Annotated in this window: 22 protein-coding genes and 1 pseudogene; 8 read left to right on the top strand and 15 right to left on the bottom strand. The window is 64.5% G+C overall.

Features of this window, described 5'->3' with window-relative positions; translation table 11 throughout:
* Positions 1-5: 5 nt before the first annotated feature.
* A complete protein-coding gene (glgA, locus tag IVB41_RS00435; protein WP_247425802.1) occupies positions 6-1,421 on the top strand; it encodes a glycogen synthase GlgA in 1,416 nt (471 codons plus the stop codon).
* Between the two features lie 127 nt (positions 1,422-1,548).
* Here the strand turns inward: glgA and IVB41_RS00430 are convergent, their stop codons facing one another.
* From IVB41_RS00430 to IVB41_RS00420, 3 genes are all read right to left on the bottom strand, one after another.
* A complete protein-coding gene (locus tag IVB41_RS00430; protein WP_247426169.1) occupies positions 1,549-2,499 on the bottom strand; it encodes an oxygenase MpaB family protein in 951 nt (316 codons plus the stop codon).
* 85 nt (positions 2,500-2,584) lie between these two features.
* Positions 2,585-3,727, bottom strand: a complete 1,143-nt coding sequence (locus tag IVB41_RS00425; RefSeq protein ID WP_247425800.1) for a patatin-like phospholipase family protein — start codon at positions 3,725-3,727, stop codon at positions 2,585-2,587.
* 70 nt (positions 3,728-3,797) lie between these two features.
* Positions 3,798-4,619 carry a 3-hydroxybutyrate dehydrogenase gene (locus IVB41_RS00420; protein ID WP_247425797.1) on the bottom strand — a complete coding sequence of 274 codons (822 nt, stop codon included), beginning with the start codon at positions 4,617-4,619 and terminating at the stop codon, positions 3,798-3,800.
* A gap of 172 nt (positions 4,620-4,791) precedes the next feature.
* On the opposite strand from IVB41_RS00420, the gene IVB41_RS00415 reads away from it, so the two are divergent.
* Positions 4,792-5,679, top strand: a complete 888-nt coding sequence (locus IVB41_RS00415; protein WP_247399633.1) for a LysR family transcriptional regulator — start codon at positions 4,792-4,794, stop codon at positions 5,677-5,679.
* A gap of 24 nt (positions 5,680-5,703) precedes the next feature.
* Here the strand turns inward: IVB41_RS00415 and IVB41_RS00410 are convergent, their stop codons facing one another.
* Together IVB41_RS00410 and IVB41_RS00405 are read right to left on the bottom strand one after the other, a co-directional pair.
* A complete protein-coding gene (locus IVB41_RS00410) occupies positions 5,704-6,420 on the bottom strand; it encodes a peroxiredoxin-like family protein (protein WP_247425795.1) in 717 nt (238 codons plus the stop codon).
* An 80-nt stretch (positions 6,421-6,500) separates the two neighbouring features.
* Positions 6,501-6,785, bottom strand: a complete 285-nt coding sequence (locus IVB41_RS00405) for a hypothetical protein (RefSeq protein ID WP_247288479.1) — start codon at positions 6,783-6,785, stop codon at positions 6,501-6,503.
* A 242-nt stretch (positions 6,786-7,027) separates the two neighbouring features.
* Between IVB41_RS00405 and IVB41_RS00400 the strand changes: the two genes are divergently transcribed.
* Positions 7,028-7,510 (top strand): cupin domain-containing protein, encoded by a 483-nt coding sequence (locus tag IVB41_RS00400; RefSeq protein ID WP_027568808.1) that lies wholly within the window; start codon positions 7,028-7,030, stop codon positions 7,508-7,510.
* Positions 7,511-7,610: 100 nt separating this feature from the next.
* Positions 7,611-8,812: pseudogene (locus tag IVB41_RS00395) on the top strand (MFS transporter).
* On the opposite strand, the gene ccoS reads toward IVB41_RS00395, so the two are convergent.
* From ccoS to IVB41_RS00345, 10 genes are all read right to left on the bottom strand, one after another.
* Complete coding sequence (gene ccoS / locus IVB41_RS00390; protein WP_027568806.1) at positions 8,809-8,976, bottom strand: cbb3-type cytochrome oxidase assembly protein CcoS; 168 nt, start codon at positions 8,974-8,976, stop codon at positions 8,809-8,811. The pseudogene IVB41_RS00395 and the gene ccoS overlap by 4 nt on opposite strands.
* Positions 8,976-11,168, bottom strand: a complete 2,193-nt coding sequence (locus tag IVB41_RS00385; protein ID WP_247425793.1) for a cation-translocating P-type ATPase — start codon at positions 11,166-11,168, stop codon at positions 8,976-8,978. Before IVB41_RS00385 ends, ccoS begins: the two co-directional genes overlap by 1 nt.
* 11 nt (positions 11,169-11,179) lie before the next feature.
* Positions 11,180-11,665 carry a FixH family protein gene (locus IVB41_RS00380; RefSeq protein WP_247425791.1) on the bottom strand — a complete coding sequence of 162 codons (486 nt, stop codon included), beginning with the start codon at positions 11,663-11,665 and terminating at the stop codon, positions 11,180-11,182.
* Between the two features lie 15 nt (positions 11,666-11,680).
* Positions 11,681-13,147: a cytochrome c oxidase accessory protein CcoG gene (gene ccoG / locus IVB41_RS00375; RefSeq protein WP_247425789.1), complete on the bottom strand. Its 1,467-nt coding sequence runs from the start codon at positions 13,145-13,147 to the stop codon at positions 11,681-11,683.
* Between the two features lie 111 nt (positions 13,148-13,258).
* Entirely contained in the window at positions 13,259-14,134 is an 876-nt protein-coding gene (ccoP, locus tag IVB41_RS00370) for a cytochrome-c oxidase, cbb3-type subunit III (protein ID WP_027568802.1), read from the bottom strand.
* Between the two features lie 6 nt (positions 14,135-14,140).
* Positions 14,141-14,305: a CcoQ/FixQ family Cbb3-type cytochrome c oxidase assembly chaperone gene (locus IVB41_RS00365; protein ID WP_007594016.1), complete on the bottom strand. Its 165-nt coding sequence runs from the start codon at positions 14,303-14,305 to the stop codon at positions 14,141-14,143.
* Between the two features lie 13 nt (positions 14,306-14,318).
* Entirely contained in the window at positions 14,319-15,053 is a 735-nt protein-coding gene (gene ccoO / locus IVB41_RS00360; RefSeq protein ID WP_247288469.1) for a cytochrome-c oxidase, cbb3-type subunit II, read from the bottom strand.
* Between the two features lie 10 nt (positions 15,054-15,063).
* Positions 15,064-16,713: a cytochrome-c oxidase, cbb3-type subunit I gene (gene ccoN, locus IVB41_RS00355; RefSeq protein ID WP_007607681.1), complete on the bottom strand. Its 1,650-nt coding sequence runs from the start codon at positions 16,711-16,713 to the stop codon at positions 15,064-15,066.
* 320 nt (positions 16,714-17,033) lie between these two features.
* Positions 17,034-17,459 (bottom strand): HPP family protein, encoded by a 426-nt coding sequence (locus IVB41_RS00350; RefSeq protein ID WP_247360060.1) that lies wholly within the window; start codon positions 17,457-17,459, stop codon positions 17,034-17,036.
* 38 nt (positions 17,460-17,497) lie between these two features.
* Entirely contained in the window at positions 17,498-18,331 is an 834-nt protein-coding gene (locus IVB41_RS00345) for a universal stress protein (RefSeq protein WP_247360061.1), read from the bottom strand.
* Between the two features lie 204 nt (positions 18,332-18,535).
* Here IVB41_RS00345 and fixL point away from each other — a divergent pair, with 204 nt between their 5' ends.
* The 4 genes from fixL to IVB41_RS00325 all read left to right on the top strand — a co-directional run bounded on the left by fixL (position 18,536) and on the right by IVB41_RS00325 (position 21,959).
* Positions 18,536-20,053: a sensor protein FixL gene (gene fixL / locus IVB41_RS00340; protein WP_247288465.1), complete on the top strand. Its 1,518-nt coding sequence runs from the start codon at positions 18,536-18,538 to the stop codon at positions 20,051-20,053.
* 3 nt (positions 20,054-20,056) lie between these two features.
* Entirely contained in the window at positions 20,057-20,674 is a 618-nt protein-coding gene (gene fixJ, locus IVB41_RS00335) for a response regulator FixJ (RefSeq protein ID WP_247288464.1), read from the top strand.
* A gap of 58 nt (positions 20,675-20,732) precedes the next feature.
* Positions 20,733-21,173, top strand: a complete 441-nt coding sequence (locus tag IVB41_RS00330; RefSeq protein WP_247425787.1) for a response regulator — start codon at positions 20,733-20,735, stop codon at positions 21,171-21,173.
* Between the two features lie 84 nt (positions 21,174-21,257).
* On the top strand, positions 21,258-21,959 hold the full coding sequence (locus IVB41_RS00325) for a helix-turn-helix domain-containing protein (protein ID WP_007594028.1): 702 nt from the start codon (positions 21,258-21,260) through the stop codon (positions 21,957-21,959).
* The last annotated feature ends 22 nt before the right edge of the window (positions 21,960-21,981 follow it).

Genomic DNA, 21,981 nt, shown 5'->3' with positions numbered 1-21,981 from the left:
AGTTCTTGAGGGTCTTGTTCGTTACGACAGAGATGGACGACTTTGTCCGCGTCGGCGGACTCGGAGCCGTTTCCGCTGCACTCCCCCGAGCCCTCCGTCCTTTCGCCGACATCCGGGTCATGCTGCCCGGCTATCGCGATATCATCGAACAACTCACGCATATTCAGATCGTTGGCCGCTGTCCGGCGTTCGCGGAGATGCCGGCCTGCTCGCTCGGCCGGGCCGCGACCAAGGACGGCCTGCCGGTCTATGTGCTGTTGTGCTCGCAACTCTACGACCGGCCCGGCAACCCCTATGGCGACGAGTCCGGGCGCGACTGGCCCGACAACGACATCCGTTTTGCGCGCTTTGCCTCGGCCGCCGCTGAGCTCGCGATGGGCACGCTGGACAAGGATTGGGCAGCAGACCTGATCCATGCCAATGACTGGCAGGCTTCGCTCGTGCCGGCCTACCTCACCTGGCGCGGCTCCAAGCTGCCGTCGATCCTGACCATCCACAACCTCGCCTATCAGGGCCTCTTCCCGAAGGACTCGCTGCGGCGGATCGGCGCACCGGAGAGCTCCTTCCACATCGACGGCGTCGAGTTCTACGACCAGCTCTCCTTCCTCAAGGCCGGGCTGGTCTACGCATCGCATCTCACCACCGTCAGCGGCACCTATGCGCGGGAGATCACCACGGATGAATTCGGCTGCGGTCTCGAAGGCCTGCTTCGAGTCCGCTCCGACGCGGCCGAGCTCACCGGCATCCTTAACGGGATCGACGAGAGCTGGGATCCCCGTTCCTGCGCCCAGCTTGCCCAGCAGTTCGGCGCCGGCGACTGGGTCGGCAAGAAGGCCAACGCGGATTATGTGCGCAAGCAGTTCGGGCTTGCGGTGTCGCGCGGCCCGATGTTCGGCATCGTCGCCCGGCTGGTGCACCAGAAGGGCATCGACCTCGTGCTGGCGGCGGCCGATGAGATCGTCGATGCCGGCGGGCAGATCGTGGTCACCGGCTCCGGCGAGCCGGCGCTCGAGCAGGCGCTGATCGACGCGCATCGCCGGCGCCCCGACGCGATCGGGGTCGTGATCGGCTTCAACGAGGCCCAGGCGCGCCGCATCTTCGCCGGTAGCGACTTCACCTTGATGCCGTCACGCTTCGAGCCCTGCGGGCTCAGCCAGATGTACGCCCAGCGCTTCGGCTCGCTGCCGATCGGTCACCAGACCGGCGGCCTCGCCGAGACCATTACCGACGGCGAAACCGGCTTCCTGTTCTCAAAACCCTCGCACGAATCCTTCCTCGGCGGCGTCCGCCGCGCCTTCTCCGCCTTCATGGCGCAAGACCAGCTCGACACCATGCGTCGCAGTGCGATGGGACGCTCGTTCTCCTGGAGCATCCCGGCCGGCAGCTACAACGCGCTGTACCGGAAGCTGGCGTCGGTGTGAGGCCTGCGTTTCCTCGTCATTGCGAGCGTAGCGAAGCAATCCAGACTGTTTCCGTGGCAGCAGCCTGGATTGCTTCGTCGCAAGAGCTCCTCGCAATGACGGTGGTTTGTGGCAACGGCGGAGGACTTCACCCCCTCCCGCGCACATCCATCTGCGACCGTCCGATCCAGGCACGGTTAAGACACCGTGTCATCCAGTCCGGCTGCGACTCGCCGCGCAGCCGCGCTTGCCCTTCCTGGTAGGGACCGACGTAGCGCAGCCGGTCTGGCAATCTTGGATAGACCCGCCGTATCCATCGCAGCGCCTTCTCGGCAGATCTGGTGTCGCGCTCATCAAGATCGAACCCGAATCCCACACGCAGGCGTTCCGGCAGCAGGCTTGCCGTGATCGCGCGATACCAGCGCGGCGGACGCAACCACGGACGGGCGCCGCCAAAGATCTGCCCCGCAATCTCGCGCGCGGCCGGGCTGACGGTCAGCGTGTCCGACTGCGTCATTGCCGCGGTGTAGGCCGCAAAGCCCGACCAGTCCGCCGGCAGACCGTGCACCGTCAATCCGAACAGAGCACCGAACAAACGGCTCTCGGTCCAGTAGCGTTCGCGATCCTCCGCCGAGAGCGGTGGCAAAACCAGATCATGCGCCATCAGCGCGGTCTCGACCAGCGTGGCATGAACCCAGCGCAGCGACGGGATGTCGTTGGCACAGTAGCGCGAGCCTGCCGCGAACGGACCGACGGTCTCCGGCATCTCGCCGACGATCATGCTGTGGCGCCGGTGCAGTTGCCGCGATGATGACAGCGCGCGGTCAAGCGAGCCGAACACCATGGCAAAGACGATGTCGAAGGTGCGGTGAAATCGTCCGATCGGATCAGCAAAGGTTTTCGAATGCTCGGCGATAGCGGCGGCGACCCAGGGATGCGCCAGCTGCAGCAACAACGCACGACCGGCACCGAGAAAGATCACGGCTTCCCGGTCGATCCGCCAGGTCACCGTGTCAGGACCGAACACGCCGGCAATCGGTCCCGCCATATCCGCGCGGACGTGATCGAGCGCCAGTTCCAGATCGCTTCCCGACACCACTTGCATGCCCTTTCAGCTGCGGACAAAGAGCGACGATCCGCAAGGCCTGTGGCAATTCGATGAACGGGGATGATCGCCTGCGGCTCTACTCCGCCGCCATCGGCATCTCGTCCATATGCTCGTGCAGCACCACGCCCGCAAGCGGATCGAATTCGCCGATCCACGGTTTTCGCGCCAGCACCGACCTCGTGTGGGCATAGCCGGCATGCCAGCGCCGCGTGATCCCCGACGGGCTGAAGTCGATATCCTTGGTATGGGTCTCGCGGTCGAGCTGCGGCGCCAGCAGCCGCACGACATGCATACGGGTCGGACAGCCGTAGCTCATCAGCTCCCTCACCGCGGCATCGCCGCGTTCGCTCTCAGGCAGGCGTTCCGCAAGCTGGTTGATGACATGGCGCAGGCGATGGGCCTGCTGCTGGCGTTCGATCTGGCTCGCGATCCGACTCGAATACATCACATCCTTGTGCCGGTTCAGCACCTCCGCCATCGTGGTCGGCTCGGCGCCGACGGGATTCCACAGATGCACGGAGAAGATCAGCGAATTCTTGCGCGGATTGTCGTCGAACACCGCTTCCGTCGGCGTATTCGAGAGGATGCCTCCGTCCCAATAGAGTTCGCCATCGATCCGCACCGCCGGGAATGCCGGCGGCAATGCGCCCGAAGCCATGACATGCTTCACCGTCAGCACACCGTCGCGGCTGTCGAAATAGCGCATCTGGCTGGTGCCGACATGAGCCGCGCCGACCGTCAGCCGCGGCGCGCAGCGGTTGGCCAGATCGAAATCGACCAGCTCGCGCAGCGTCTTCTCCAGAGGCGCAGTGGAATAGAAGCCGGCATGGTCGGCGCCCAGCGGATAGGCATCCCCGGCATGCGCCAGCGGATTGGGTCGGAAGAAGCCAGGAATGCCGTGGGTCACGGCCGACCAATAGGCCAGCTTCTCGTTGAAGCCGGGAAATGTGGTGCCCGAGTCCCAGACCGGCTTCTGCTCCATCCGCTTCCAGAACTCTCGCAGGCGCGCGAGCCGGTGCTCCGGCGCATTACCCGCAATAAGGCTGGCATTGATGGCACCGATCGAGGTGCCGATGATCCAGTCCGGCTCGATACCGGCCTCGTGCAGCGCCTGGTAGACGCCCGCCTGGTAGGAGCCTAACGCGCCGCCGCCTTGAAGCACGAGGACGACCTGCCCGGGCAGGTCCTTGCGCTGGATGTTACTCTGCGTGCCGTTCATGGTTCGCTCCTGATCAGCCTGCACTGCTCCGAGATTCGCTGCCGGCCGCCACTTGTTACGCCGGCTCATGTTAATGCGCGGTCCAGCCGCCGTCGACCGGCAGCGCGACGCCGGTGGTCGAAGCCGCCGCGTCAGTCGAGAGGAATACCGCGAGCGCGCCGAGCTCCTCGACCGTAGCAAAGCGCTTGTTGGGCTGTTGCGCCAGCAGCACGTCGCGGATCACCTGGTCGCGCGAGATCCCGTGCGCCTTGGCCTGTCCATCGATCTGCGCCTCGACCAGCGGCGTATAGACATAGCCGGGACAGATCGCGTTGCAGGTAATGCCCTCTTCTGCGGTCTCCAGCGCGGTCACCTTGGTGAGCCCGACGATGCCGTGCTTGGCCGCGACGTAGGCCGCCTTGAACGGCGAGCCGACGAGACCATGCGTGGAGGCGATGTTGATGATCCGGCCGAACCCGTTCTGTCGCATTGCGGGCAGCGCGAGCCGCGTGGTGTGGAAGGCCGACGACAGATTGATCGCGAGGATCTGGTCCCATTTCTCGACCGGAAACTGCTCCAGCGGCGCGACGTGCTGGATGCCGGCATTGTTGATCAGGATATCCAGCCGGCCGGCCTGCGCGACCGTCGCCGCGATCATCTCGGCGATCGAATTCGGCCTCGTCATGTCGGCCGGCGAAAAGCTTGCCTTTACGCCGAACTCCGCCGCGATCTGCTCGCGCGTCCGGTCGAGCTCGGCCGCCACACCAAGGCCGTTCAGCACGATGTCGGCGCCGGCCGCGGCAAGTGCCCGCGCGATACCGAGGCCGATGCCACTGGTTGAGCCCGTGACGAGGGCAACCTTGCCCGCGAGCGCCCGGGCGGCGGACGTCTGCGGCTTCACGGACATATTCATTGGCAAAATGCTCCGACACGATGACTGATGTTGAGCCGACTCTGAGGGATCGCCTGGTTTGACGGAAATGCCCGTTGGCTTCCGAAACCATGCCCGTGCGCTATTGCGGCCGGGATGTCATTCTCCGCCCCGATCGGCTAGCTTCCGCCAGGTCTTGCTGGAGAGCCGATCCATGGAAATGCACCAGGTCCGCTATTTCCTCGCGGTGGCGCAGCTCTTGAACTTCACGCGCGCCGCCGAGGACTGCAACGTGACGCAGCCTTCGCTGACACGCGCGATCAAGCAGCTCGAGGCCGAGCTCGGCGGCGATCTGTTTCGCCGCGAACGGCCCGCAGCGCAATTGACCGAGCTCGGGCAGCGCATGCATCCTCTGCTGAAGCAGTGTTTCGAAGCGGCCACCGGCGCCCGATCGCTGGCCTCCTCGTTCCGGAGCGGCGAGATCGGCGCGCTCCGCGTCGCGCTGACGCATTCGATCGACCTGTCGCTCCTCATTCCGCATCTCAACCAGATCAAGCGGCAGTTCAACCGGCTCGAATTCCGCTTCCTGCGCGGCTCGAGTCGTGAAGTGGCCGAGTTCCTGAAGAAGGGCGAGGCCGAGTTAGGGATTGCCGCGGACATCGACGAGGCCTGGGAGCGGCTCGATGTCTGGCCGCTATTCACCGAGAGCTTCGAGCTCGTGGTCAGCGACGGGCACCGCCTGGCCGGCCGCAGCAGCATCGCACTGGACGATCTGCGCGCGGAGCAGCTGCTGAGCCGGACGTTTTGCGAGCATTCCGCCCGTATCTCGGCGAGCCTGCGCGAGCACGGCATCGCGGTCGAGCAGGGTCACGAAATCTCGAACGAGCGCGATTTGATCGAGCTGGTCGAGGCCGACATCGGCGTCGCCATGCTGCCGCACACCTCGCCCGTTCCGGAGACGCTGACGCGCGCTGCGGTCGCCGGGCTGGACGCCCGTCGCACCGTTAGCCTCTACGGGGTCGCCGGCCGGCAGCGCACGGCGGTGGCCAATGCCGTTATGCGCATGTTGCGCGGTGCGGATTGGCGGGAGATTGCGGGGTAGCAGCCACGCTCGCTCCTCACTCTTTTAGGCCTCCCTGCTCGCGCCTTCCAACGCTTCAAGCAGATCATCGATCTCCATGCGCTTGCGGAAATCCGGATCGACGAAGCGGGCTTTCACGAGACCGTCGCGACCAACGACAAACACGGCCGGGATCGGCAGCATCCAGCCATCATTGCCGTGGAATTTCGCCATGTCCTGATAGGACAACAGGTGCTGGATCTCGGCACCGAGCCAGATCGCGAGATTGAGCGACAACGCATAGCCGTTGTCGAGGTCGGTCAGGATCGGAAATGGGGCGCCAGCTTCCGCCTTGAGCTGCTGGGTGTATTCCTGCGTCTCCGGCATGATCGCGACAATCCGCGCACCCATGGACTCGATGCTATCAAGCGCCTGGACCACCGCGCGGACATTGAGCCGGCAATAGGGGCACCAATGGCCGCGGAAAAACATCACGGCGACTGGGCCGCTCTCGAGCAGTGAGGACAGCGCGACGAGACGCCCGCTCTCGTCAGGCAACATGAACGACGGCATTGCGTCGCCCGGACGCGGCGCGGTCTCGCCGCCGCCGCCTCCATTCAATCTGGTCACCAGACGATCGACTGCCTCGCCATAGGCCGGGAACACGTCGCGGCTGGCGTCGGCATAGGCGCGGAGTTGCTCGTTCAGCGTGCCATCCATGTCACGGCAGCGCTGGAAGGCGAGTTTGAGCCGCTCGGCATCGGCCGGCGAGAGAGAGGTCATCTTGCGCTCCAGCGTTCAGGGGACGAATATTAGGTGCCCGATCCGGCCGCCCGCAAGAGGCGGCCGTCATGCGCGCGCGATCAGTTGACGTAGAAATTGCCGGTAGGATCCAGCCGCCCCGAGGTGGAATACAGCGATCCGTTGTTCATGAAGAAGACGGTGTTGTCGGGGACCTTCTTGGCGCTCTTCATCATGGCCTCGTGGTTCTTCTCCGCCGGGGCCATAGCCATCGCCGACATCTTGCCGGGTCCGCCATACATGTAGGCCATGCCGGCTTTGAAATCCCATGCGGCCTCCGAGAAGGCCGATGTGGCGATGACCGCGAACGCAGCCGTGGCAATCAAGGCCTTTGATAATTTCGTCATGAGATGCTCCTCCGGATTGACGTGAACGCCCGCCAATCGGGCGCCCCGCCATCGAACGCCAAGCGCTCGGGAAGCGGAAATGCCGATCCCCAATCGGTTCGATAGCGAGCGCGTATCGGGCCCGATAGCGCCGGTCTATCGCAGCGAGAGCGAAAGAGCATTTCAGAACGAGCGCCCTCTCGACGAAAGTCCCGACATAGCCGACGACCATTGCGGTTGCGGCCAACACAGGAGACATCCCGATGTTCAGGCATCCCACATTGTTGCGCGCGGTCTGGCCCGGCCTTGCCATCCTCGGCGTATTGACACTCTCGGCGCAGCCGGTCTCCGCCGGTGAATGCCCGGCCGACAAGATCAAGCCGAACGCGCAGCAGATGGTCGACTACAAGCCGGTCGGCGTCACCGACGTCACGCTCGGCGCCATCGACCTCGGCAAGCAGCCGGCACACATCGAGGGCCGCGAGCTGCGCTTCCGCAAGCTGACCATCGAGCCCGGCGGCATCGTGCCCTGGCACAGCCATGACGACCGCCCCGCCCTGATCTTCGTGCAGCAAGGCGAGATCGTCGAACACGCTTCCAACTGCGTTGATCCGATCGTGCACAAGGCCGGCGACATCCGCCCCGAGGTGTCCGGCACCTCGCACTGGTGGAAGAACCTCGGCAAGGAAATGGTCATTCTCTATGTCGGCGACGTCCGCAAGGACCCGCACGACCACAACATGTAACGGGTGCGCGACCCCAGCGCACGCGTGACGGAATGTGGCGCCCGTGATCCCCATGCTGCCCCACATGCGGGCGCCACATTCATCACAAGGGAGGCCTGCCATGACCGATCTTTCCGCGTCGATCAAACCGACCGCGATGACGATGGACACGCATTCACCAGGTCTCGCGCTTCGCTCCCTCGTGATCGGCCTCACTGCCTTCCTCACGGTCGTCGACCTGTTCGCGACACAGGCGATCCTGCCTTCGCTGACGCGCCATTACGGCGTCACACCGGCGGCGATGGGCTTTGCCGTCAATGCCAGCACCTTCGGCATGGCGATAGCCAGCCTCGTCGTCGGCTTCTTCAGCCCGCGCATCAACCGGCGGACCGGCATCCTGCTCAGCCTCGCGCTGCTGGCAGTCCCCACCAGCCTGCTGGCGACCGCGCCAAATCTCGCGGTTTTCACCGCTTTGCGGATCGCGCAGGGCCTGTGCATGGCATCCGCCTTCGCGCTAACCCTCGCCTATCTCGGCGAACAATGCAGCACGATGGATGCCGGCGGCGCCTTTGCCGCCTACATCACCGGCAATGTCGCCAGCAACCTGGTCGGCCGGCTGATCTCGGCGGCGGTCGCCGACGGCTTGGGCCTCGCCTGGAATTTTTATTTCTTCGCAGCCCTCAATCTGGCCGGCGCAGTGCTGGTCTATTTCACCATCGGGCGCGTGCGGCCGATGCATGCGATGATGCCTGCGGGATCTCCCCTCGCCGCCACGATCGCGCACTGGCGCAATCCGCAGTGCGCGCGGCCTTCGGCATCGGATTTTGCATCCTGTTCGCCTTCATCGGCACCTTCACCTTCGTGAATTTTGTGCTGGTCCAGCCGCCGCTCTCGCTCGGCATGATGGACCTTGGCCTTGTCTATTTCGTCTTCCTGCCGTCGGTCGTCACGACCTTGCTGGCCGGCAAGGTGGCCACGCGGCTGGGAGCGCGGCCGACGATCTGGGGTTCGCTGGCCGTCGCCGGGCTGGGCCTGCCGCTGCTGCTGGCGCCGCATCTGGGCGAAGTCGTCACCGGCATGGTTCTGGTTGGCGTCGGTACCTTCTTCGCGCAAGCGGCTGCGACAGGATTCGTAGGACAGGCGGCGACCGACAGCCGCGGCATCGCCAGCGGGACCTATCTTGCCTGCTACTTCTGCGGCGGCCTGGTCGGGACGGCCGTGCTCGGCCGGCTGTTCGACGGGTTCGGCTGGCAGGCGTGCGTCGCGGGTGTCGGCGCTGCCCTTGCTGCGGCTGCCCTGCTGACGCTCGCCTTGAAGCGCTAGCGCTTGACCGGCACCTCCTGCGGCGGCTCGTCGTCGGCGATGGCGCGCCATGCGGCGCCGTCGAGATCGTCGTACTGGCCGCTCCGGAGCGACCAGAGGAAGGCGACGAGACCGGCGAGACCGAGCATCAGCGCCAGCGGCACCAGGATGACGAGGATCTCCATCACACGATCTCCCGCGAGGCGCCGCGCGCACGCAGCGAATTCAGCATCACCAGGATCGACGATCCGCTCATGGCGGCAGCCGCGATCAGGGGCGTCACGACGCCGCTGATCGCGACCGGCACCGCGAGGACATTGTAGCCGATCGCAAGCCAGAGATTCTGCCGCATCAGGTGCAGCGCCTTGCGCGACGCGTCGATGGCGGCGACGACCGGGGCCAGCGGTCGGCCGAGGAAGACGAGATCGGCGGTCGCCTGGCTCAAATGCGCGGCCGAGATCGGCGACATCGAGACGTGCGCTGCCGCCAGCGACGGCGCATCGTTCATGCCGTCGCCGACCATCAGGACCTTCATGCCCCGCTGCTTCAAGACCTCGATCCGCGCGATCTTGTCGGCCGGGGTCACACCGGCCCGCCATTCCGAGATGCCCAGCGCATGGGCCGCCGCGATCACCGCCGGTTCACGGTCGCCGGAGAGAATCTCGATGCCGATATTGCGCGCCTTCAGCGCCGCGATCACAGCCTGCGCATCGGGACGGAGGCCCTGGCGCACGGAGAGGATGAATTTTTCGCTGCCCTTGCTGAACGCCACGACGGAGGCTTCGGGATCGAGATTTGTCACGTCGGAGACCAGCGTCTCGGCGCCGCAGAAGGACGGACGGCCGAGGCGAATCTCGATGCCATCGACCACAGCACGCACGCCCTGGCCGGCCTCCTCGACCGCGCTAACGATCGGCGATCTGGCGTCGGAGGCCTGCGCGACCGCGGCGGCGACCGGATGATGGCTCGACAGCGCGAGCCGCCCGGCAAGCTCGAAGATTTCAGCGGGGATATCGGCCGCATTCATCACTTCGAGATCGGGCAGCGTCAGCGTGCCGGTCTTGTCGAAGATGACGTGATCGGCTTCCGCGAGACGCTCGATGGCATCGCCGGAATTCAGCAGCACACCCGCCTTGAACATCGCGCCCGAAGCCACCGTCTGCACCGTTGGAATGGCGAGCCCGAGCGCGCAGGGACAGGTAATGATCAGCACCGCGACGCCGGTCACGATCGCATCATGCCAGCCGGCGCCCGCGATGACCCAGCCGAGGATGGTGACGAGCGCGGTGGCATGCACCACCGGCGCGTAGAGACGCGAGGCGCGGTCGGCGAGCCGCATGTAGCGCGAGCGCGCCTGCAGCGCATTGTCGAGGAGCCGCGTGATCTCGGCAAGCAGCGTCGCCTCCGAGGCCGCGGAGACCCGCACCCGCAAGGTCCCTGAGATGTTCATCGATCCCGCATAGACCGGCGTGCCCTGTTCGGCGGTGACATAGAGCGTCTCGCCGGTGATCAGGCTCTGGTCGATCTCGGAACGGCCCTCGATCACGGTGCCGTCGACCGCGCAGCGCTCGCCGGGGCGCAGCAGCACGATGTCGCCGGGATAGATCGCGGCCACCGGCACTTGAGATATCTCGTCAGGCCCGACGAACTTGGCCGCGGTCTCCGCCTTGAGCGCGGCGAGATTGCCCGCGACCGCGCGGGTCCGCCGGCGCATGTTCTGGTCGAGGAAGCGACCGACCAGGAGGAAAGTGAGCAGCATGATCGCCGCGTCGAAATAGGCGTGCTCGGAGTGGTTGATAGTCTCGACCACGGACATGCCGAGCGCCAGCGTCACGCCGATCGAGATCGGAACGTCCATGTTCGTGGTCCTGGCCGACAGCGCGCGCCAGGCCGAGCGGAAGAACGGCTGGCCGGCATAGGCCGCCGCCGGCAGTGCGATCAGCGCCGACAGCCAGTGGAAGAAATCGCGCTGCTCCGGCAGCATGTCCGAGACGTTGCCGGACCACACCGGGATCGACAGCATCATCACGTTCATGGTGGCGAACGCGGCGACGCCGAGGCAGCGCAGCAGGAAGCGCGATTCGGCGACCTCGCTCGCCTCCGCGCTCTCGGTTTCGTAAGGATAGGCCTTATAGCCGAGCTCCTCGAGGCGATCGATGAAGCGGCCCGGATCGAGCGTGCCCGCCTTCCATTCCAGTGCAACGCGCCGGTCGGTGAGGTTCACGCGCGCCAGCGTGACGTCGGGAATCGCGGATAGCCCGCGCTCGATCTTGGCCATGCAGCCGGCACAGTGGACACCCTCGACCGCGAGATCGATGTGCTGGACGCCCTCGCCCGCAGTCCGGACGTAATGCGAAAAGTCCCGCGAGACGTGCATGGCAAAATCCTTCAGTTCAGGATCACGCGGTTGCGCGACATGAACACGCGCGTTCCCCGCGCCTCGCCCTCGATCACCAGATCCCACTGGCCCGGCGCGACCGATGCGGCATTGCCGCGATAGAGGCCGATGCCGGCCTCCGAGAGCTCGATGGCGAGATCGGCGCGCTTGTCGGTCGGCCGCTCCAGGCGGCCGCCGAATTTCAGTCCGGCGATCGGCTGTCCGCTCGCGTCGCGCGCCTCGACCTGAAGCACGGCGCCGCCGTCGGCGCGGCGCTCGACATGGGCGTTGACCTTCCATTTTCGCGCAGCCTGGTCCTGCGCCGCCGAAATTTCGCGGTCATAGGCGAGGCCCGCGGCATAGGGGCTGTCGACGTCCGTCCCTGGCAGCGTCGCGATCGCGAGCTTCATCATGGTCGCGTTGACGCCGATCACGACGCCGAAGAAGGCGACCAGCATCAGAAACACCTTGGTTCCGGTCAGCGGCTTGGTTGCCATGGCGAACTCCTGATCCTAGGGCGCGACGAAATTGTCGGTGGCGCTGGCGACTTCGCCGAGCCCGATATCGGTGACGTGAAAGCGAACCGGGATCGACTTTTCCGGATTGCCCTCCACCGGCGCGGTCACGAGCACCCGCAGCTCGCTGGTGGAGTCGCGCGGAACCACGATCATCGGCCGGTCCTGCGTCACTGAATCGATCCCGATGACATGGATCGTCGCATTGACCGGACCGTTCGCGTCGATCGCGATGACCCGATCGTAGCCGCTCTTGTTGAGCAGCCGCACCGTGTAGGCATTGCGGATCGATCCGTCGCTGAGCCTGACAGCGACCGGGTTGCGGTCGTGCAGCACGTTGACGTCGAGCAGGCTGCGGGTCGCCAGCGTATAGATCATGATGCCGCCGACCGCCGCGATGATCGCGCTGTAGGCGACGGTGCGAGCCCGGACAATGCGGTAGACCGGCGCCTTGCCTTCCTGGCGGCGCTGGATGTTGACGTCGTTGTCATAGCCGATCAGCCGCTTCGGCCGGCCGATTTTCGTCATCACGTTGTCGCAGGCGTCGATGCAGAGCCCGCACTGGATGCATTCGAGCTGCGGTCCATTGCGGATGTCGATGCCGGTCGGGCACACGGCGACGCATTGATAGCAGTCGACGCAGTCGCCGACTTGCTCGCCGAGCGCGCGCAGCTCGGCTGCCTTCTTCACCGACGTACGCTTCTCGCCGCGATCGTAACGATAGGTCACGTTGAGCGCCCATTCGTCGGTGAGCGCGGCCTGGATCCGCGGCCACGGACACATATAGGTGCAGACCTGCTCGCGCATGAAGCCGGCGAGCACGTAGGTCGTTGCAGTGAGGATGCCGATCCAGATATAGGCGATCATCGGCGCCTGGAAGGTGACGAGTTCCCTAACCAGCGTCGGTGCATCGTTGAAATAGAGCACCCAGGCGCCACCGGTCCACCACCCAATCAAAAGCCAGATCGAATGCTTGAGCACGATCTCGGAGATGCGCTCCAGCTTCATCGGGTCGGACGATTTGTCCTTCTTCATCCGCTCGCGCCGGTCGCCCTCGATCAGGCGCTCGACCGCATAGAACAGGTCGGTCCAGACTGTCTGCGGACAGAGATAACCGCACCAGATGCGGCCGCCGACGGAGTTCATCAGGAATAGCGCCACCGCGGCGACGATCAGCAGGCCGGTGAAGTAGTAGACCTCCTGCGGCCACAGCTCGATGAAGAAGAAATAAAAGCGGCTGTTGGGAAGATCGATCAGCACCGCCTGGCTCGGAGCACCGAGGCCGCGGTTCCAGCGCACGAACGGCAGGAAATAATAGACGCCGAGGCAGAACGCCATCAGGCCCCATTTGATCCGGCGGAAGGTGCCGGAGATGCTCTGGGGATAGACTTTCTTCTGGGCCACATAGAGCGGCCCGTTGTCATCGTCTAATGGGAGCTCTTTTGGGTTCACGGTCCTGTTCATCGCCTGGAGCTTTTCGAGAGGTGCGATAAAACCTAGACCCGACGCCGCCGCGTCAGTTGATCCAGCGCAAGCGGGGGCTTTTTTTATTCGCCCCCGCCTGTGCCGGATTGGCTATTTTCCGCCGCCCAGCGAGTGGACGTAAACTGCCATTGCCTTGATGGTGGCGGGATCGAGCCGCCCTTCCCAAGCCGGCATCACGCCCGCGCGGCCCTGGCTGATGGTCTCGATCAGCGACGCCTCGTCCGAACCATAGAGCCAAATCTTGTCGGTCAGGTTGGGAGCGCCCATCTCCGGGTTGCCCTTGCCGCCGTCGCCATGGCAGGCGACGCAATTCTCCGTGAAGATCTTCTCGCCCTTGGCCGCGTCATAGCCCTTGCGAGTCGGAAGGCCCGACAGTGCCCGAACATAATTGGCGGCCGTGACGATCTCGTCCGGCTTCAGCACGCCGTCCTTGCCGAAGGCGAGCATCTGGCCTTCGTGCCCCTTGGCGTGACCGGAACGTGCGCCGAACTGGATGGTCTGCATGATCTGGTCGAGCGATCCGCCCCACAGCCAGTCGTCGTCGTTGAGGTTCGGATAGCCCTTGGCGCCGGCGCCGCCTGAGCCATGGCACGGCGCGCAATTGTCGCCGAACACGGTCTTGCCCTTGGCTCGCGCGAGCGCGAGCAGGGCTGGATCCTTCTCGATGTCGGCGAGTGAGGCCGCGCCCAGCGCAACCATCTTGGCCCCGCGGATCTTCTCGAGATTGGCGAGCTCGACCGCGACGTCGGCGCGTGTCGAGTAGCCGAACAGGCCGGTGGTATTGCTGGAGATCAGCGGCCAGGCCGGATACACGATCCAGTAGCCGATCGACCAGACGATGGTGAGGTAGAAGCTGATCACCCACCAGCGCGGCAGCGGCGTGTTGAGCTCCTTGATGCCGTCCCACTCATGTCCGGTCGTGGACCTGCCGGAGACGGGATCGATGTCGCTATGATGATCGGTCATGATCTCTTACTCCTCCCGCAACGGCAGGTGTGCCGCTTCGTCGAAAGCTGCCTTGTTACGGGGCCAGAATGCGTAGGCGATGATCGCGACAAAGATCGCGACGAACACCGGCGTCCAGATCGTGGTCACGAGACCGGACGCGAGATTGTCGAGGGTCAGGATGGCTTTCATCGTTGGTGCCTTCTCAGCGAAGATTGGCTTTCTCGTTGTAGATCTTGAAGTCGACCAGCGTGCCGAGCATCTGGAGATACGCGATCAGCGCGTCCATCTCGGTCGGTGTGCCGGCCTTGCCGTCGAAGTTGCGCACCACGGCCTTGGCGTAGCGCTTGGTGAAGGCGTCGGAGCCTGCATTGTCAGGATCGGCCTGGGCCTTCATGTCGGCGCCCGCATTGGCGATCTGGTCGTCGGTGTAGGGCGTGCCGACGGTCCGCAGCGTGCGCATGTGGTCGGCGATCGTGTCCGGATCGACCTCGGTCTTGCTGAGGAACGGATAGCCGGGCATCACCGACTGCGGCACGATTGCGCGCGGGTTGGTCAGATGGGTGACGTGCCAGTCGTCGGAATATTTGGCGCCGACGCGGGCAAGATCGGGACCGGTGCGCTTCGAGCCCCACTGGAACGGATGGTCGTACATGCTCTCGGCGGCCAGCGAGAAATGACCGTAGCGCTCGACCTCGTCGCGCAAGGGGCGGATCATCTGCGAATGGCAGAGATAGCAGCCCTCGCGAATGTAGACGTTGCGCCCGGCGAGCTCCAGCGGCGTATACGGCCGGATCCCGTCGACCGCCTCGATCGTGCTCTTGAGGTAGAACAGCGGGGTGATCTCGACGAGCCCCCCGATCGCGATCACCAGCAGGATGCCGACGATCAGGATGATCGAGTTCTTTTCGAAGATTTGGTGGCGTGTCCAGAACGACATGGAAAACTCCTCATTCCGCCGGCTGGAGAGCGACGGGCATCTGGACTTCCTGTTCGCCGACGCGAACCGTCATCCAGAGATTATAGGCCATGATCAACGCGCCGATCAGGAACAGCCCGCCGCCGGCAGCGCGGATGATGTAGAAGGGATGCATCGCCTCGACAGTCTCGATGAAGGAATATTCGAGAAAGCCGAGCGAGGTGTAAGCGCGCCACATCAGACCCTGGAGGATGCCGGACACCCACATCGCCGAGATGTAGAGGACGATGCCAAGCGTCGCGATCCAGAAGTGCCAGTTGACGAGCTTGAGGCTGTAGAGGCCCTTGCGATTCCAGATCCAGGGCACGAGGCAGTAGAGCGCGCCAAAGGAGACGAAGCCGACCCAGCCGAGCGCGCCGGAGTGCACGTGGCCGATGGTCCAGTCGGTGTAGTGGCTGAGCGAGTTGACCACCTTGATCGACATCATCGGGCCTTCGAAGGTCGACATGCCGTAGAAGGCGACGGAGACCACGAGCATGCGCAGCACGGGATCGGTGCGCAGCTTGTCCCAGGCCCCCGACAGCGTCATCAGGCCGTTGATCATGCCGCCCCAGGACGGCATCCACAGCATGATCGAGAAGGTCATGCCGAGCGTCTGGGTCCAGTCCGGCAGCGCCGTGTAGTGCAGATGGTGCGGGCCGGCCCAGATGTAGAGGAAGATCAGCGCCCAGAAGTGGATGATCGAGAGACGGTAGGAGTAGATCGGCCGCTCGGCCCGCTTCGGGATGAAGTAGTACATGATGGCGAGGAAGCCGGCGGTCAGGAAGAAGCCGACCGCGTTGTGGCCGTACCACCACTGGAACATGGCGTCCTGGATGCCGCCCCAGGCGATGTAGGATTTCGAGCCGAACACCGAGACCGGCAGCGCCGGGTTGTTGCCGAGATGCAAGACCGCAATCGTCACGATGAAGGCGAGATAGAACCAGTTCGCGACGAAGATGTGCGGCTCCTTGCGCTTGATGATCGTGGCAAGGAAGACAAGCAGATAGGTGACCCAGACGATGGTCAGCCACAGATCGGCGTACCATTCCGGCTCGGCATATTCCTTCGATTGGGTGACGCCGAGCAGATAGCCCGTGCCGGCGATCAGGATGAAGAAGTTGTAGCCTACGACGACGAACCAGGGCGCGAGATCGCCTGCAAGGCGAACGCGGCAGCTCTTCTGGACGACGTAGAAGGAGGTCGCGATCAGGACGTTGCCGCCGAAGGCGAAGATCACCGCGGACGTGTGCAGCGGACGCAGGCGCCCGAAGCTGGTCCAGGGCAGATCGAAGTTCAGCGCCGGCCACGCCAGTTGCGAGGCGATGATGAGGCCGACGAGAAAGCCGGCAATGCCCCAGAACATCGCCATGACGGAGGAGAACTTGATCGGCCCCATGTTGTAATTGGGGCGCCCATTGATCTCCGCAGGCGGCAGCGCCGCCGGCCGGTCGAGGTAGCGGTTGATGATGCAGAAGACCGCGGCGAGGCTCGCTGCCGCGCTCAGCGCGGCGTGGAAGGCGAAGGGCGCATCGAGCGCCTTGGCCGAGGCAATCACGCAGAGGAAGGCGGTGACCGCGAACACGACAGCCAGGCCGCTTTCACCTGACGTCATGGACTTGGAGATGGAGGGCTGGCTCATGCGGATTCTCTCTGAAAGAACACAGGGCCAGAAACCACATTCATCCTTGCGGGGAATTGATTGAAATCAAGCTATGTGGATTTCTGTTAATGTGAGAGTTGCGCCACCGCCAGTTGATGTGCCCTCTCCCCTTGCGGGAGAGGGCAGCGAGGACGGCGCGGCAAACTCGCTCGGTGAGGGTTGGCTCCGCACGGAAAGTCGTCTTTCCATGGAGAGAACCCCTCATCCGGCCATAGCCGAAGCTTCGCTTCGGCGTTCTCAAGAACGGACGCCGAAGGCCGCCTATGCCACCTTCTCCCACAAGGGGAGAAGGGGAAACGTCACTCGCGTGCCGCCGCCTTGAGCGCCGCGATAACGTCCTCGCGGGCGATGATTCCGACCAGCTTCTGCGCTCCGTCGAGCACGATGATGCTCCTGATGCGGTGCTCGACCATGATCTGGAGCACGCGCGTCAGCCGCGTGTCGGGGCTGACATAGATAAAGTCGGGCGTCATGACGTCGCCGATTTTGCGGCTCATCAGGTCGTGGTAGCGCGGCAACATCTGGCTCGGCGTGAAGGCGAAGCACTTCAGGATGTCGAACTTGGTGACGATGCCGACGACCTGCCCGTCGTCCTCTACGGGATAGGAATTGAAATCGTCGCGTTCGAACATCTCGCTGAGCGCGAGCAGGTCGAGGTCGCGCCTCACCGTCCTGACGTCGTGCGTCATGTAGCCGTCGACGGTCTGCTCAAGGAATCTGTACACGGCGCGTCCTCTTTGATTCGTCTTGCACCGCTCCCGCGTCAGTGCGACAGCAGCACACAGCGGGCAGATTGAGTAACCAGATACTCGGTGACGCCGCCGAGGATCAGCTCGCGGAAGCGCGAATGACCGTAGGCACCGGCGACGATCAGGCTGGCGCCGACATCGCCGGCAATCTTCTCCAGTTGCCCGGCGACAGTTTCGTTGCGGGCCGCTTCGGAAACGCGCGCGATCGCGGTCACGCCATGGCGGGCAAGACACGCCGTCACGTCAGTCACGCCAGCGACCGCGGCGGGACGATCGTCGTCGCCTTCGGGAATTGCAAGGACGGTGACATCCCTGGCCTTGCGCAGGATCGGCAGCGCATCGGCCAGCGCCCGCCGGGCTTCCGGCGTATCCTTCCACGCCACTAGGACGCTGCGCAGGTCGAGCCAGTTGACGCCGTCAGGCACGACCAGGATCGGCCGGCCGGCTTGCATCACCAGATCCTTTGGGCTCGCGAGCGCGAAGGCGTCGGAGAAGGCCGGGCTCTGCCCGCCGGTAACGATGATGTCGGCGCAACGCGCCTGGGTGAACGTAAAGCGCGCCGGGAAATCCATGGCGCTGCGCCATTCCACATGTCCGCCGCGATTCCTGATCGCGGCGCGGAATTGCGCCTCGAGCTCGCCCAGGCGTCGCTTGACCGAGGCTTCTCCCTCATCGATCAGTCCCTGCGCTGCGGCGCCATCGCTGAAGTAGAGCGGCGGCGCGAACTGCGCCGCAGCAACGCCGATGATCGACGCCTCAAATCGTTCGGCAAGCTCGCCCGCGACCTGAAGCCGCGCCTCGTTGGGCTGATCGAGCGCCAGGCTGACCATCACGGTCGCGTATGTCATCGGAGTCTCCGGGGCAATGAGCTTTGATCCGATCGTAAGCCGGCCGCCGGCTGGCAGGATGAGATAGATCAAAACCTTGGATCACCGCGCGCGCCCGAAATCTGCCAATGGTATAAGACATCGGAACTTGCCTCTGGCCCCTCCTTGGGTACATTGCCGACGGCAACGCTGTGCGGTTCCCCGCATCAGAATGGGAGTGATCGTGTGGCGCCGACCCGTGTGATTCATCCGCAAGATGACGGCCGGGGCGAACATTTCCGCGTTCGAATCGAGGGATTTGGCGTCGGGACCTGGGATCTCGATCTCAAGACACTGGAATTGGAGTGGTCGGAGACGGCCAGAATCCTGTTCGGAATCGAATCCGGCCAATCGGTGAGTTACGCGCTGTTCCTGTCCCGGCTGGAGCCGAACGACCGCGAGCGGATCGAGAGTGCGATCCGGCGCGTCTCCGAACGGGGCGGCAGCTTCGACGTGTCGTTCAGGGTCACGGGGGCGTCGGGCAGAGCGCAGTGGATCCGCGCCCGCGCGGGGCTAATTCGGGACGACGCCGGCGCCGCCCGGCATCTCAGCGGCATCTTTCTTGACGTCGATGAGGAAAAGCAGGTCGAGGAGACCCTGCGCACCCGCGAGAGTCACCTCCGCTCGATCCTCCAGACGATTCCCGACGCCATGATCGTCATCGACGGCCACGGCATCATCCAGTTCTTCAGCACGGCGGCCGAGCGCCTGTTTGGCTGGGTCGAGTCGGAGGCGATCGGCCAGAACGTCCGCATCCTGATGCCGGAGCCCGACAGCTCACGTCACGACGGCTACATCGCGCGCTATCGCACCACCGGCGACCCGCACATCATCGGCATCGGCCGGATCGTGACCGGCAAGCGCCGCGACGGCACGACCTTTCCGATGCACCTGTCGATCGGCGAGATGCAGTCGGGCGGCGAGCCCTATTTTACCGGTTTCGTCCGCGATCTTACCGAGCATCAGAAAACCCAGGCGCGGCTCCAGGAACTGCAGTCCGAACTTGTCCACGTCTCGCGGCTGAGCGCGATGGGCGAAATGGCGTCCGCGCTCGCTCACGAGCTCAACCAGCCGCTGGCAGCGATCAGCAACTACATGAAGGGGTCGCGGCGGCTGCTCGCCGGAAGCCAGGATCCGAATACGCCGAAGATCGAGAGCGCGCTGGACCGGGCCGCCGAGCAGGCGCTGCGCGCCGGCCAGATCATCCGCCGCTTGCGCGACTTCGTCTCCCGCGGCGAATCGGAGAAAAGGATCGAGAGCCTGTCCAAGCTGATCGAGGAGGCCGGCGCCCTCGGGCTGGCAGGCGCGCGCGAGCAGGACGTGCAGCTTCGCTTCAGCCTCAATCCCAATGCCGATCTCGTGCTCGCCGACCGGGTGCAAATCCAGCAGGTGCTGGTCAACCTCTTCCGCAACGCGCTGGAAGCGATGGCGCAGTCGCCTCGGCGCGAGCTCGTCGTCACCAACACCCGCGTCGCCGACGACATGATCGAGATCGAGGTCTCCGATTCCGGCTCCGGCTTCCAGGACGACGTCATGCCGAACCTGTTTCAGACTTTTTTCACCACCAAGGACACCGGCATGGGCGTGGGACTCTCCATCAGCCGCTCGATCATCGAGGCTCACGGCGGCCGGATGTGGGCCGAGAGCAACGCATCGGGTGGAGCGACATTCCGCTTCACGTTGCCGGCAGCCGACGAGAACTGATCCATGACGACCAAGGGAATCATCTACGTCATTGACGACGACGAGGCGATGCGGGATTCGCTGAATTTCCTGCTGGATTCGGCTGGCTTCGGCGTCACACTGTTCGACAACGCGCAGGGTTTTCTCGACGCCCTGCCCGGCCTCGCCTTCGGTTGCGTCGTCTCCGACGTGCGCATGCCCGGCATCGACGGGATCGAGCTTCTCAAGCGCCTCAAGGCGCAGCGCAGCCGGTTTCCAATCCTGATCATGACCGGCCATGGCGACGTGCCGCTCGCGGTCGAGGCGATGAAGCTCGGTGCCATGGATTTCCTGGAAAAGCCGTTCGAAGATGACCGCCTCGTCGCCATGATCGAATCAGCGATCCGCGAGGGCGAGCCGGCGGCCAAGAACGACGCCATCGCCCAGGATGTCGCCGCTCGCGTCGCTTCCCTGAGCCCCAGGGAACGCCAGGTCATGGAGGGGCTGATCGCGGGCCTCTCCAACAAGCTGATCGCCCGCGAGTACGACATCAGCCCACGCACCATCGAGGTCTACCGGGCCAATGTGATGACCAAGATGCAGGCCAACAGCCTGTCGGAACTGGTGCGGCTGGCAATGCGGGCCGGAATGCTCAACGATTGAAGTCACCAGGATTGAGGCAAGTCAAAACCGTCCGGCCGCCCTGTGCTACCAGATCGGAATGATTGCGATCAGCTCCCATCCTGAGCGGCTCCCGATGTCGTCACCCGCGAAATTAACCGTCTATGTGGTGGACGACGACGACGCCGTGCTGGGTTCCCTGCGCTTCCTGTTGGAAACCGACGGTTTTGCCGTGCGGACCTTCAGGAACGCCACGGCGCTGCTCAATGCGGCGAGCCCGTCCGGTGCAGACTGTTACCTGATCGACTACAAGATGCCCGACATCAACGGCATCGAGCTGGCCGGGCGACTGCGCCAGTCCGAGGGCGACACCCCGGTGATCCTGATCACCGGCTATCCCGACTCGAATATCTCGGCCCGGGCGGCGGCCGCAGGCGTGAATGAAGTGATTCTGAAGCCGCTTCTGGACGAAAACCTGGTCAAACGCATTCGCCACGCCATCCAGAACCGGGTCCACGCTGACCTACGGGATTCTACGTAAGGCACCCCCCTTAAGATATCTCGCGAAATTTTCGAGGCACCCGATACCGCGTACCAAGGCGTCATCACAACGGAGATGGCGCAGATGCTGACCCAGACGATCAACACCCAGGCGATCAAGACCCAGATCAACGGCAGCAAGATCGCCCCGGGCCATCCCGTCTCCGACCAGTTCGGTGCGATCGCTGGCCATGTCGGCCTCGTTGCCACCGAGTTCTCCTACCGCAAGGAAGAGGAGATCTATGGCGAGGACGAGCCGGCCGAGTACGTCTATCAGGTCGTCACCGGCGCCGTGCGCAGCTACAAGCTTCTCTCCGACGGCCGTCGCCAGATCGGCTCCTTCCACCTTCCCGGCGACGTGTTCGGCCTCGAATCCGGCACCACCCATCGCCTCGCTGCTGAAGCCATCATCGACACCACGGTGCGCCTCGTGAAGCGCGCGAGCCTCGAGAAGGCCGCAGCCACCGACGTCCAGGTCGCCCGCAAGCTCTGGGCCATGACCGCTGGTGAGCTTCGCCATGCCGAAGACCACATGCTGCTGCTGGGCCGCAAGACCGCGATGGAGCGCGTCGCAACCTTCCTGCTCGAAATGGACCGCCGCCTCGCAGTTGCCGGCATGATGGCGCTGCCGATGTGCCGCCGTGACATCGGCGACTATCTCGGTCTCACGCTCGAGACCGTCTCGCGCGCGCTGTCGCAGCTTCACGCCCAGGGCATTCTCGGCTTCTCCGGCGCCCGGCAGATCGTGTTGCGCAACCGGGCACGCCTGCACAATCTGGACGCCTGATCTCCCCTCTCCCACCCCCTCA

Origin of the sequence: Bradyrhizobium sp. 44, from assembly GCF_023073095.1 — a bacterium.
Lineage (GTDB): Bacteria > Pseudomonadota > Alphaproteobacteria > Rhizobiales > Xanthobacteraceae > Bradyrhizobium.
Note: the sequence above shows the minus strand (reverse complement) of the source record. Positions and strands in the feature narration are given on the sequence as shown.